This window comes from Caldicoprobacter sp. (assembly GCF_047459465.1).
Classification (GTDB): domain Bacteria; phylum Bacillota; class Clostridia; order Caldicoprobacterales; family Caldicoprobacteraceae; genus Caldicoprobacter.
The window spans coordinates 1-13,405 of record NZ_VSCO01000045.1 but is presented as its reverse complement, the minus strand read 5'-3'; the positions used below and the strand labels follow the sequence as shown (position 1 = coordinate 13,405).

The window sequence follows — 13,405 nt, the reverse complement described above, 5'->3', positions numbered from 1 at the left end:
TTTTCCAACTCTTCCATGTCTATGCTCAGCATTTTTTCATCCAGGTTGGAGATGAGCATGGCGATGAGGTCATCTTTTTTTATGTTCATTTCCTGGCGAAAGGCCTTTCTCAATACGAACAGGGCGTCGACATAAATGTATTTGTTTTTCGATGCCAGGATGGAGAATAGATTTTCCGGCAGCACATCAAACAGGTGCATGGACACCTTCCCCTTTCTATTCTACTGCTTGCTTGAAAATAGCTCTATTTCAGCGAAATGTCTATCGGTTAGATCGGTTGGGGTTCTGTCCAGTAATGGGTATTGCGGGTTTCCATAATAAGTTTAGCACACAATTCTTGAAGATTAAAGCTGACAAGAGGATTCTGTGTTGACACGATTGAAAATCATTCGCAAAAATGGTAGTATAAAAACGTATATTTGAGATGAGAAGGGGAATGCTGTCATGATTCCATTAAGGGACACTATACCCAGCAGGCATGAACCCTTGGCAACGGTGATGCTTATAATCATCAACGTGATGGTATTTATCGGTCAGTCGTTGATGCCGGATGTTAAGTTTGCACAGTTTGTATATGAGTACGGCTTTATTCCCGAGAGGTTTTTAAAATCCATAGCCCAGTTTGAAATTTTTGACGCCAGCACATACATGCCTCTTTTTTCCAGCATGTTTCTTCATGGCAACTGGATACACCTCATAAGTAATATGTGGGTGCTGTGGCTGTTTGGCGATAACGTGGAGGATATGATGGGCAGCATACGTTTTATAATATTCTATATCCTGTGTGGGTTGGTAGCGGGGTTTACCCATTTCTTGTTCAACCCCACATCCAATGTACCTACAGTTGGAGCATCAGGAGCCATCGCTGGAGTTATGGGTGCTTATTTCGTGTTGTTTCCTCATGCCAGGATCGTGACTTTAATTCCCACCTTTTTTATCTTGCCCATGTTCATACACGTGCCGGCATTTGTATACTTGGTTTTGTGGTTTATAAGCCAATTGTATTCAGGGATCATACAGTGGATAGGCGGCGTAAGCGTAGGCGGCATAGCCTGGTGGGCACACATAAGCGGGTTTTTGGCCGGAATGTTCATCCACAGGGTATTCGTTATGCGGAGAAGATATAGGTATTATTGAGAGTGACCTATAATAAAAAAGGCGCTCCTTTGGGCTGGGTTGCTAACTTTTTAGAAAGGAGCGCCTTTTCTTATTTTCTTATTCATTCATGCAATTTTGAAGAGCGTTGTCAGCAATTACCTGTTTCTGGACTAAAATCCTGTTGTCAGTACCGTATGCTGCCAATGCAAAATTTTTAAGTGAAATTAGCCACCGTAAGCTTTTCTATATATTTCTTCCAGCTCACTTACCAGCGGCATTCTGGGATTGGTGACGGTGCACTGGTCTTCGAAGGCCTTGTCGGCCAGCTCTTTTACCTTTGCTTCGAATTCCTCCCGCGGTACGCCGCATTCGGCAATGGTCAATGGCATGTTAAGCTCCTTCATCAAGTTTGTGATGGCATTTATTAGGCTGCGCACGCCTTCTTGGGTAGTGGATGCGGGAAGGCCCAGATATCTTGCTATTTCGGCGTACTTTTTATCGGCTACAAAGTGTTGGTATTTAGGCCAGGTGGCGAATTTGGTGGGCTTTTGGGCATTGTATTCGATCACGTGCGGAAGCAGTATGGCGTTGGCGCGGCCGTGAGGAATGTGGAATTCTCCTCCCAGCTTATGCGCCAGGCTGTGGTTTATTCCCAGGAACGCGTTGGTGAAGGCCATACCTGCTATGCAGGATGCGTTGTGCATCTTTTCCCTGGCCTCCCTGTCGGTGCCATCCCTGTAAGCCCGAGGAAGGTATTCAAATACCAGCTGTATGGCCTTTATGGCCAATGCATCGGTATAGTCTGAAGCCATGGTGGATACGTATGCTTCTATGGCATGGGTCAGCACGTCCATACCCGTATCCGCCGTTATGTGAGGGGGAACAGTGATGACTAAATTGGGGTCGATAATGGCCACATCGGGGGTGAGCTCGTAATCGGCCAGGGGGTATTTGGTGTTGTTCCTCTTATCCGTTATCACCGCAAAGCAGGTTACCTCTGAGCCGGTCCCGGAAGTTGTGGGTATGGCCACCATCTTTGCCTTGCGGCCCAGCTTGGGGAAGTTAAAGGCCCTCTTGCGTATGTCCATGAACTTCAGCCGCAAGAAGGTGAAGTCAGTATCGGGGTACTCATAGTACAGCCACATGGCCTTTGCGGCGTCAATGGCTGAACCCCCTCCCAGGGCTATTATGACGTCGGGGTTGAATTTATTCATGAGGTCGACCCCGCGCTTTACCGTATCTATGGAGGGATCGGGCTCAACCTCGGCAAAGATCTCGGAATGAACGTACTGCTGCCTCTTTCTGAGGTAGTACAACACCTTATCCACATACCCCAGTTTGACCATAGCAGGGTCGGTCACTATAAAAGCGCGGCTGATATCTGGCATATGTTCAAGGTATTGAATGGCGTTGGGCTCGAAGTAAATTTTGGGTGGGACTTTGAACCACTGCATGTTGACCCGCCTTGTGGCCACCTTCTTTATATTGATCAAATTGACGGCTGATACATTGGCGGTAGTGGAATTGCCGCCGTAGGAACCACAACCAAGCGTAAGCGACGGCATGTTGGCATTGTATATGTCCCCTATGGCGCCATGGCTCGATGGAGAATTGATGATCAGCCTGCCCACCTTGAGCCTTTGGGAAAATAGCTCTATTGCTTTGGGTTTTTCGGAATGGATGACAGCAGAATGGCCCAGGCCACCGAACTCTACTATCTGCTGTGCCACCTTAACCCCTTCCTCATAGCCTTTGACGATATAGAGTGCCAGTATAGGGCTTAGCTTTTCTCTGGACAGCGGATACTCAGGCCCTACACCTTCAAGGTGAGCCACCAGGATTTTTGTATCCTGAGGTACATCAATGCCAGCCATCTTGGCTATGGTATAAGCTGACTGGCCAACCACAGCCGGATTTATCATTCCATTTTCGCTATCTATTGCTACTGCCTCAAGCCTTTCAATCTCTTCTGGGGTGAGGAAATAGCATTTATTTTCTTTCATGTAATCTATGGCCTGTTGGGCAATGGCTTCGTCGAGAATGACCGCCTGCTCGGAGGCGCATATCATGCCGTTGTCAAAAGTCTTCGAGAGAATCAGGTCGGTAATAGCCCTCTTGATATCGGCAGTCTTTTCGATGTAGCAGGGCACATTACCTGGCCCCACTCCCAGGGCGGGCTTGCCGCTGCTGTAGGCCGCTTTAACCATGCCGGCACCACCGGTTGCCAGTATCAGGGATATGCCTGGGTGGACCATGAGGTACTGGGTAGCCTCAAGGGATGGATGCTCTATCCACTGAATGCAATGCTTTGGAGCACCCGCTTTGATGGCTGCATCCCTCATGACTCTGGCGGCTTCGCTGCTGCACAGCTGGGCTGAAGGATGGAAAGCGAATATAATGGGATTTCGGGTTTTCATGGATATGAGCGATTTGAACATGGTGGTGGAGGTGGGATTTGTCACAGGGGTGATGCCTGCAATCACTCCCACCGGTTCTGCTATCTCCACATAGCCTTCAAGGTCGTTCTCCCTGATGACGCCCACCGTTTTCTGGTGCCTTATGCTGTTGTATATATACTCGGTGGCAAAAAGATTCTTGATTATCTTGTCCTCATATACGCCTCTCTGGGTTTCTTCTACGGCTAGCTTGGCTAACCTCATGTGGTTGTCGATCCCCGCAAGGGTCATGGCCTTTACGATGTCATCAACCTGCTCCTGGGTCAGTTGCAAGAACTCTTCTAGGGCCTGGCTAGCCTTCTCCACCATGGCATCGATTTCGGCCTTTACATCTTGGGGGTTGTTTATTACCAACGATAGGTTCTTTCTAGCCATATTTTCCTCCTCCTTTTGCAATATTTCTTGCATTATTGTTAAAATTTTAACTATAACTTTTCAAAAAAATTGGGACTTGTAGGATTAAATAGCAATCCCAACCTAAATATACTTCACTCTTGTGGCCTTATAGTAAATGAAACAAGGCCAAATTGCGGCATTATTTGTATTTTCCAATAGCCAGGTATTATATAACACCCGCGGCAAATTCTTATTAATTATAACACCTGGCATTATAGCAAATCGTTAATTTTTTGTCAATACGGTTTTGGCAAATTATTTTAAATTTTTGAAGGAATCTCACTAAACCTATAAAAGGTCTAAAAAAGACCAAATCAATGAAAAGGCATACACCACAAATCTCCATTTTTCCTTGGCAAACATAAGGCTCTGCATCTTACAGTGAAAATTTGGATATCTATGTCATGCTCTCCTTTAAAAAGTATTTCATTTAATACTACAATTTTAAAAAAAGCTTAGTATGGATACATTATTGCATTTGAAAAGGAAATATGTAATATAATTATTGATACAATGCCTGGGTGGAATTATGGCCGGTTAACCACATACGGGGGAGGTAGCTATAATTGGATCAAACTAGTGCTCCCATTTATGAAGCGTTGGAAAAGCTTAGAAGGGACAGGGTGGTCCACTTTGACGTTCCGGGGCATAAAGGAGGAAGAGGGAATAAAGAGCTCTTACAGTTCTTGGGAGAGAAATGTCTCAAAGCTGACGTAAATTCCATGAAACCGCTGGATAATCTAAACCATCCCGTATCCGTAATAAAGGATGCGCAGAATTTAGCTGCCGAAGCTTTTGGAGCTAAAAGCTGTTTTTTTATTGTTAACGGTACAACTGCCGCAGTTCAGGCTATGATTATGTCAGCCTGCAAGGCCGGAGAAAAAATAATTATGCCCCGTAACGTACACAGAAGCGCTATAAATGCCCTTATTATAAGCGGAGCGGTTCCAGTGTATGTCAATCCGGGTATTAATAAACGACTGGGCATTGCATTGGGCATGTCGGTTTCGGATGTAGAGGAAGCCATAAGGCAAAATCCCGATGCCAAGGCAGTGTTTGTTAACAACCCAACTTACTATGGGATCTGTTCGAGTTTACAAAGAATAGTGGAAATTGCTCACAGACATAACATGCTGGTCCTGGTAGACGAGGCCCATGGAACCCATTTCTATTTTGGTGAGGATATGCCAGTTAGTGCTATGAAAGCAGGCGCCGATATGGCGGCGGTAAGCATGCATAAAACCGGAGGCTCGCTGACGCAGAGCTCTATACTGTTGTGCGGCGAAAATGTCAATAGTGACTACGTAAGGCAGATCATAGGACTTACGCAAACGACAAGCCCTTCTTATTTGCTTTTGGCCTCCCTTGATATCGCCAGGAAGAATTTGAGTTTACATGGTGCCGAAATTTTTAGAAGGGCTGTGGAGCTTTCACAATATGCAAGAAATGAGATAAATAAGCTTGGCGGTTATTATGCTTTTTCTACCGAAATTATCGATAATGATACCGTGTATGATTTTGATCTTACCAAGCTTTCGATAAATACCAGGGATATTGGGCTGACGGGAATTGAAGTGTATGATATACTACGGGACGAATACGGAATTCAGGTGGAGTTTGGGGATCTGGGAAACATACTTGCAGTAATATCAACGGGCGATAGGCCTATGGAAATTGAAAGGCTGGTTTCCGCCCTTTATGAAATTAAAAGGCTTTATTCTAGGGAGCCGGTGGGCATGTTTGACCTTAATTACATCAATCCTGATGTGGTATATACGCCTCGGCAAGCTTTTTATTCCAACAAAAAGACCGTACCTATAAAGGATAGCAAGGGAGAAATAAGCGGTGAATTTGTCATGGCATATCCGCCGGGTATTCCCATTTTGGCTCCGGGCGAGCGGATAACCGAGGAAATAATAGAATATATAATTTATGCGAAGAAAAAAGGATGCTTGCTGATGGGTACTCAGGACATAAAGGTTGAAAATATTAACGTTGTGGAGGGATAGGTATGGAATTGTGGTATACCGAGAATCATACACCAAATGTGAGATTTTCCATAAAAGTGGAAAAGCAGCTTGTCAGCGTAGAAAGCCAATTTCAAAGGATTGATGTATTTGAATCCTATGAATTCGGCAAAATACTGGTTATAGATGGTTACCTAATGCTTACCGAAAAGGATGAATTCATTTATCACGAAATGTTAACCCACGTACCCATGGCGGTAAATCCCGATATTAAAAACGTTCTTGTAATTGGAGCGGGGGATGGAGGCACCATTAGGGAGCTCACAAGATACCAGTCGATTGAAAAAATAGATATGGCTGAAATAGATAAGCTTGTCGTTGATGTCTGCAGGGAATATATACCTCAAACGGCTTCAAAGTTGGACGATCCACGGGTAAATATCTATTATGAGGACGGGCTTAAATTTGTTCGCGGAAAGCAAGATGAGTATGACCTGATAATTGTTGATTCTACCGATCCGTTCGGGCCAGGAGAGGATCTGTTTACCAAAGAATTCTATGGAAACTGCTATAAGGCATTGAAGGAAGGCGGAATTCTGGTTAATCAGCATGAAAGCCCATATTATCCACATAATGCAATGGCAATGCAAAAGGCTCATAAGAGAATTAAATCGATTTTCCCGGTGTCCATGATTTATCAGGCGCATATTCCAACGTACCCTTCGGGTCACTGGCTGTTTGGATTTGCGTCTAAAGGCCTTGATCCTATTTTGGATTTGAAGGAAGAAAGGTGGAATTCATTGGGAATAAAAACGAGGTATTATAATACCCAGCTGCATAGAGGTTGTTTTGCTCTACCCAATTATGTAAAGGAGCTATTGGAAAATGCGTGAAAGGAACGTCCATACTATCCTAGGCTGTGACAATAAGTATGAAGAAAGCAAAATAGTGGTATTCGGAGTTCCTTTTGATGGCACTACCTCATACCGCCCGGGAACCAGGTTTGCAAGTGCGGCTATCAGAAATGAGAGCTATTCAATAGAGACTTATAGTCCTTACCTGGACAGGGATCTTGAGGATATTTGCGTATTCGATGCGGGGGAGTTGGAGGTCCCTATCGGAAATACTTTGCAAACGCTGGAATGCATTGAGGAATTCGTTTTAAAAATAATGGATGATGGCAAGATACCATTCATGATCGGCGGTGAACACCTGGTAACCCTGGGAGCGGTTAGAGCGGCGGTAAAGAGGTACAGTGATCTTCATATAATTCATTTTGATGCCCATGCCGACTTAAGGGATGAATATCTTGGTGAACCTTTGTCGCATGCTACGGTTATGAGAAGATGCTGGGAGCTGGTTGGGAACGACAGGATATTCCAGTTTGGGATTCGAAGCGGAAGCAGGGAGGAAATTTACTGGGGAAGAGAACATGTGCATACATGCTTCTTCAACTTTAGCCATCTAGATTCGACGGTTGAAATGTTAAAAGGTAAACCGGTTTATTTAACTATTGATCTGGATGTGCTGGATCCTTCCGTATTACCGGGAACGGGAACTCCGGAAGCCGGTGGAGTGACTTTTAATGAATTGCTGGATGCCGTTAAGAAGGTGTCCCAACTAAATATAGTTGCTATGGACATGACTGAATTATCTCCAATTTGGGATCAGACGGGGGCTTCGACGATACTTGCATGCAAGTTGCTCAGAGAAATGCTTTTATTGGTCTATAAATAAAAACACCTTCCATTTCACCTATAGATGGCGGAATGGAAGGCGTTTTTTTTCAGTAAATTTTATCTAAGCATTGACTTTGGCGTTTAATGATACCTTTTTATCCGATGTCATCAGTTTGATTAGATAAAGCACGCCCAACATCAGGGTAATGGATACCGGGAGTACTACCCATGCTGAATGGACGAATCCTGCCAATATATAGCCTACAAAGGATACGGCTGCTACAGTCATTGCATAAGGAAGCTGAGTTTGTACATGGTTGATGTGATTGCACATAGCTCCCGTTGAGGACATGATGGTGGTGTCGGAAATGGGTGAGCAGTGGTCGCCGCAGACAGCACCGGCAAGACAGGCCGAAACTGTAATAATCAGGAGTTCGGAATCAAGTCCTTCTATTGCCGTCACTATTGGCAGAATGATGCCAAAGGTCCCCCAGGATGTACCTGTCGAAAATGACATGCCAATAGCCACTGCAAATACAATGGCCGGAAGCAAAACCAACAGATTTGCCGCACCGCCCTTGAAGATACCGTTTACATATTCTTTAGCACCAAGAAGACCTGTTATTCCGCTCAGTGTCCAGGCAAAGGTAAGAATGAGTATAGCAGGTACCATGGCTTTAAATCCTTCGGGGAAGCATCCCATGCATTCATTGAATGTTAAAACCTTACGAGCCAGCATATATATAATGATGAGGATAAGTGCGACGGTTGAACCTAAAGACAGTCCTAAAGAAGCATCACAGTTAGCGAAAGCATCTATAATATCCTCACCTTCGAGTATGCCACCGGTGTAAAGCATGCCCAGTATGCACAGGACTATTAAAATGAGTACGGGGATAATTAAATCAATAACCTTCCCTTTTCCGGTCGACGCTTCACCATCCTGACCCTCGAAGGGACGATCGGGTGTCGTATAGAGGTCCCCGTACAATATGGCATTTAGCTCATGTTTTCTCATTGGCCCATATTCGATCTCCATTAAGGTAATGAATATGATCATTATAATGGTAAGTATTGAATAAAGGTTGTAAGGTATTGCGCGAACAAAAAGCTCAAAACCATCGTAGCCTTCAACGACACCCGTAACAGCAGCGGCCCACGAGGATATGGGAGCAATTATACAGATGGGCGCGGCGGTGGCGTCGACAATATAGGCTAATTTGGCGCGGGAAACTCTGTGGTTGTCGGTAATGGGCCTCATAATGTTGCCAACGGTAAGGCAGTTGAAGTAGTCATCCACAAATATCAATACGCCAAGCCCGAAGGCAGCGAGTATGGCTCCTTTTCTGGAGCGGATCTTTTGAGCTGCCCATTTCCCGTATGCAGCAGAACCACCCGCTTTGTTCATAAGGCATACAATTGTGCCTAATACCACCAAGAAAATCAGTATCCCAACGTTCCATTCGTCGGCCAGTGAGGGTATAAAGCCTTCTGTAAACATTGCAGTGAAGGCATTAAGCGGATTAAAGTTTGCGTAAAGCAAAGCTCCGCTTATAATGCCTATAAATAGAGAACTGTATACTTCCTTGGTGATGAGAGCCAGAACAATGGCAATAATCGGCGGTGCAAGGGACCAGAATGTGCCGTATAACATGCTTTGCTGTTCTTCGACTGCTGCATCTTCAGCAAAAGCAGGCCATGCCAGTGCCGCGAATATGAGGGTTATGACAAGCAGTAGCGTCAACGATTTTGTCGTATTCATGACAAACCTCCCATATTTTTATGGATTCACTAATAAAAAAGCATGAGACATAGAGCGCCTCATGCTTTTATTCATCACACGATAGCTCTCCACTTTAAAAAAGTGACAGTCTGCTACATATTCTGCAGCAGCCCAGCAACGGTACCCCTTGGCAGGTAACCGATACTTCGGCGGTCTATCTTTTCGTCTGTTACTGTGCCAAGCCATATATAACAGATTACTCGTACAGACCGCGCCTCTATCGTTCACCTTAATAGTATATGATTTTCTAAAGAGCATCTAATCTTAAGTATTAAGTATAGATATAAGTTAAATAAAAGTCAATATCGTTGTAAGATTAAGTGCAAAAAATTATCCTCTGAAAATTGCAATATTAAATGCAACAACTTTTAAAAAAATATATATATCTTAGACTTGATTACCAGGAGGATGATGGAGAATTTTCTGCGTAAGCAAGAAAAATGTCGCTTATTGCGGCTTTACATTTCGAATATTTTAAAATATAATCTTATCACACAATAATTACTAGACAACAAATATCCACCAATATTTGCTCATCACACTTTAGAATATCTTTTCTATGATGTTTGCTTTATCATTATCTTCTTCATTTTTTGGACGTGAGGTGTATTTTATGGACTTTCATTATGAGCTTATAGATTTTAAAGATCAAGTTCCCATCAAGTCATTTATCGTTGAAATTGGAGACTTTGCGCCCCATTTACATGATGAAGTTGAGATTATTTTTGTTGCTAGAGGGAACGTACATATCGTTGCCTCCAATAAAAATTACTGGCTTAATACTAACGATTTTATGGTGATAAATTCTAGAGAGATTCATTACTTTCAGAGGGGGAACGATGAAAATATTGTTTTGATAATTCAACTTGATCCCAATATACCTATTATGCCTCACAGCACGTTGGGATTAGTAAGGTTGGAATGCAACTCTGTAGATTTAAGTGACAGCAGAACAAAAGCCATCTGCGATAAAGTACGTGATAATCTAAAATGTATTATTTATGAAATATGCACGAAGGAAAAACATTATGAATTGGCCGTCTATTTCCTGGTACTTAAAATATTAACCATTATTTTTAGAAATTTTCCATATCGCGTTATGGGTAAGGAAGAAATAAAATCTGACAATGAATATCTTGATAGAATAACAAAAATCTTTCGGTACGTTGAAGAGAATTATATGTATGACATTTCGCTCCACGACGCTGCTTCTCTGCTACATTTAAATGAATACTATTTTGCACATTTTTTTAAAAAGTATACGGGCTTATCATTTGGCAAGTATTTGACAAAGATCCGTGTTGAAAAAGCAAAAAAGTTGATAATGGATTCTGATAAACCGCTGACCGAAATTGCTATAGAATGTGGATTTTCCAGCGTTAAAATGCTACACCGGGCATTTAGAAGTGTAGAAGGATGCTCTCCTTCTGAATATAAATACAGCAAAATTAGGGAACTAAAAAGCAATTTGAGCCATGAAAAGCTGGGTACAAAATCATATAATATTAAAAGGAAGGATATGCAATATACACAATATGTAGCAGTAATAGATGATAGATCCGTTTTAGACATGTCATATTACTATTCCCCATCCAACTGTGATGTAGTCATTGCAGAAAGAAGTGAGCAATCGGTGAAAATTACGCTAGATGCAAACAAACAAGGAAAACCTTTCACCCCTTATTGGAAAAAGTTAATTTGTGCTGGGAGAGCAGCAGAAGGTCTGCGAGAAGCATGGAGAGACCAATTAAGGGAGTTACAAAGGGAGTTAAAATTTGAATATATACGCTTTCACGGAATTTTTCATGATGATATGATGGTTTATGACGAGCAAGATGGAATACCGGTGTTCAATTGGCAGTATGTCGACTCGCTGTTTGATTTCCTATTGAAAATTGACCTGCGTCCGATGGTGGAACTTGGTTTTATGCCAGACAAGTTAAAATCGGGTAATAAGACTGTTTTCTGGTGGAAGGGTAATGTTACTCCGCCTAATGACTATTCAAAGTGGGCGAAGCTTGTAAGAGAGTTGGTTATCCATTGGATAAACAGGTATGGTAAATCGGAAGTTTTAAAATGGTATTTTGAGGTGTGGAATGAACCCAATCATGGGGACTTTTGGGACGGCAGCAAGGAAGACTATTTCAAGTTGTATGAGCATACGGTGAAAGCTATAAAGGCTATTGACGAGAGGTTAAAAGTTGGGGGGCCGGCTGTTTTCCAGGGCCCCGAAGGAGATCTGTCATGGATAGAGGATTTTTTAGCTTTTTGTAAAAATAATAATTTGCCAGTTGATTTTGTTTCATATCACCATTATCCCGTTGCTGTTGCTATTGATGAAAACGATAATACCTTAATTATATGCAATGATGACGATAGCACTTACCAGGGTTTGAAGAGAGTAAGAGACGTGGTTATGCGCACAAGTTATAAAAATGCGGAAATAATTATCAGCGAATGGAATTCGTCATTTAGTGCGAGGGACCTTGTCCATGATACCATGTACAAAGCACCCTTCGTTATTCATAATGTCCTGAAGTGTTTGGGACTTGTAGATGCGTTAGGCTGGTGGGTGTTTAGCGATATTTTTGAGGAGATTCCGCTTGATAACAGGATGTTTCATGGGGGATTTGGTCTTATCAACATTCAGGGATTGAAAAAGCCATCGTACTATGGTTATTGGTTTTTATCGAAATTAGGTACAGAGGAAATTGCTAGCGGTGATTGTTACTTTGTGACGCGCAAAGAAGATAGCATACAGATTTTAATGTGGAATTACTGCCATTTTAACGAAGAGTTTGCCTCAGGAGACCGGACCAAATTAACCGAATACAGCCGGTATGAAATATTTGACGAAAAGAGGCTTCATATCAATCTCGAGGTTAAAGGTCTTAGTGGAAAGTATAGGGTAAAGGAGTATGTTTTGGATAGAAATCACGGCTCAGTGTTTGATGCATGGATTGAAATGGGGGCACCAGCGAATCCTTCACAAGAGGAGATTGACTTTTTAAAGAAGAAAATGGGACCAGAGTGCCGTTTTTATACTGTTGAAACCGATGGAGTTTTCCAAAAGACCATCGCCATTGAACCCCATGGCGTGTGTTTGATCGAATTATGCAAGATATATGAATAGGGTAAAAAGCAAAGCTTCTGAAGTTGGTGATTTCAAGAAACATTAGGTTTTCAAGCAGAAATTTCATCATTCTTTTTTAAAAAATTAAATAATTTCATGTATTTGTCAATAAAAATATAGTTAAACAAAGGATGATGAAGTTTCTGCTTGCGATAAAAGGTAAAACCCTGAAATGCAAGATTAGGGTTTTACAAACATTAAAATCAAAAAGGGGGGGGGTATAAAATGAGCTTTAAAAAACTGATTGCATTGGCAATATGCGTCCTGTTGGTGGTAGGGTTATTCGCTTGCACCAAAAAGAGCGATACCACAACCACAGACAAGGTAGAGGAAAAGCCTACCGAGGAGAAACCGGCCGAAGAGCCTGGGGAAGAGCAACCAACCGAAGAACAGCCGGCTGAAGAATCAAATGCAACACCTGAAATGGATTTTGACTTGGGCGGAAGGACAATTAAAGTTGTAGCATGGTGGGATATGTCAATTCAAGGCGAGGATCCTGCTAGTTTAGCCAAAAAAGAAAATTTAGAAGCTTTAATGAAAAAGCATAACTTTAAAATTGAATATGAGGCGATTGATTACGGTGAATACCATGACAGATTGATTGCTTCTTTGATGGCTGGCCAGCCTCTGGGAGATATTGTTCGAATAGGAAAGTCTTTTATGATTCCATCACTTGTGAAACAGGACTTCTTCCATCCAATCGAGGAAGAGTGGATTAAAAACGACAAGGTCTTTAACCAGAAGTATACCAAAGAATTTTTTGTATATAAAGGCAAGGGTTATGCTTTTACTGATGCTGCAAACATGGCTACGGGTATCATCTATAATAAAACCCTAATGAGGAAATTGGGATTAAAGCCTCTTCAGGAATATGTAGATGAAGATAACTGGAC

The 13,405-nt window shown here is 42.5% G+C and carries 8 protein-coding genes, 1 pseudogene and 1 riboswitch; of the genes and pseudogenes, 6 read left to right on the top strand and 3 right to left on the bottom strand.

What is annotated here, in order from left to right; all coding sequences use genetic code 11:
* Window positions 1–200, bottom strand: a pseudogene (locus FWJ59_RS04595) (hypothetical protein); the annotation flags it as partial.
* Window positions 201–444: 244 nt separating this feature from the next.
* On the opposite strand from FWJ59_RS04595, the gene FWJ59_RS04590 reads away from it, so the two are divergent.
* A complete protein-coding gene (locus FWJ59_RS04590) occupies window positions 445–1,137 on the top strand; it encodes a rhomboid family intramembrane serine protease (protein WP_414480807.1) in 693 nt (230 codons plus the stop codon).
* 185 nt (window positions 1,138–1,322) lie between these two features.
* On the opposite strand, the gene adhE is transcribed toward FWJ59_RS04590, so the two are convergent.
* Window positions 1,323–3,929, bottom strand: coding sequence for a bifunctional acetaldehyde-CoA/alcohol dehydrogenase (adhE, locus tag FWJ59_RS04585; protein WP_414480806.1), 2,607 nt, complete (start codon window positions 3,927–3,929; stop codon window positions 1,323–1,325).
* 587 nt (window positions 3,930–4,516) lie between these two features.
* On the opposite strand from adhE, the gene FWJ59_RS04580 reads away from it, so the two are divergent.
* From FWJ59_RS04580 to speB, 3 genes are read left to right on the top strand one after another with little or no spacing between them, the layout of a single operon-like run.
* Window positions 4,517–5,959, top strand: coding sequence for an aminotransferase class I/II-fold pyridoxal phosphate-dependent enzyme (locus tag FWJ59_RS04580; RefSeq protein WP_414480805.1), 1,443 nt, complete (start codon window positions 4,517–4,519; stop codon window positions 5,957–5,959).
* Between the two features lie 2 nt (window positions 5,960–5,961).
* Complete coding sequence (gene speE / locus FWJ59_RS04575) at window positions 5,962–6,810, top strand: polyamine aminopropyltransferase (protein ID WP_414480804.1); 849 nt, start codon at window positions 5,962–5,964, stop codon at window positions 6,808–6,810.
* Window positions 6,803–7,654: an agmatinase gene (gene speB / locus FWJ59_RS04570; protein ID WP_414480803.1), complete on the top strand. Its 852-nt coding sequence runs from the start codon at window positions 6,803–6,805 to the stop codon at window positions 7,652–7,654. Before speE ends, speB begins: the two co-directional genes overlap by 8 nt.
* 63 nt (window positions 7,655–7,717) lie before the next feature.
* Here the strand turns inward: speB and FWJ59_RS04565 are convergent, their stop codons facing one another.
* Complete coding sequence (locus FWJ59_RS04565) at window positions 7,718–9,358, bottom strand: Na+/H+ antiporter NhaC family protein (protein ID WP_414480802.1); 1,641 nt, start codon at window positions 9,356–9,358, stop codon at window positions 7,718–7,720.
* Window positions 9,359–9,432: 74 nt separating this feature from the next.
* A riboswitch (Lysine riboswitch) is annotated at window positions 9,433–9,607 on the bottom strand.
* A 331-nt stretch (window positions 9,608–9,938) separates the two neighbouring features.
* Here FWJ59_RS04565 and FWJ59_RS04560 point away from each other — a divergent pair.
* Window positions 9,939–12,512, top strand: coding sequence for a GH39 family glycosyl hydrolase (locus FWJ59_RS04560; RefSeq protein ID WP_414480801.1), 2,574 nt, complete (start codon window positions 9,939–9,941; stop codon window positions 12,510–12,512).
* A 225-nt stretch (window positions 12,513–12,737) separates the two neighbouring features.
* Window positions 12,738–13,405 (top strand): extracellular solute-binding protein (locus FWJ59_RS04555; protein ID WP_414480800.1); only part of this gene is annotated, 668 nt, incomplete at its 3' end.

Coding starts and splice junctions, on each gene's coding strand:
- FWJ59_RS04590 (WP_414480807.1), top strand. CDS start 445: ATGATTCCATTAAGGGACACTATACCCAGCAGGCATGAACCCTTGGCA.
- adhE (WP_414480806.1), bottom strand. CDS start 3,929: ATGGCTAGAAAGAACCTATCGTTGGTAATAAACAACCCCCAAGATGTA.
- speE (WP_414480804.1), top strand. CDS start 5,962: ATGGAATTGTGGTATACCGAGAATCATACACCAAATGTGAGATTTTCC.
- speB (WP_414480803.1), top strand. CDS start 6,803: ATGCGTGAAAGGAACGTCCATACTATCCTAGGCTGTGACAATAAGTAT.
- FWJ59_RS04565 (WP_414480802.1), bottom strand. CDS start 9,358: ATGAATACGACAAAATCGTTGACGCTACTGCTTGTCATAACCCTCATA.
- FWJ59_RS04560 (WP_414480801.1), top strand. CDS start 9,939: ATGATGTTTGCTTTATCATTATCTTCTTCATTTTTTGGACGTGAGGTG.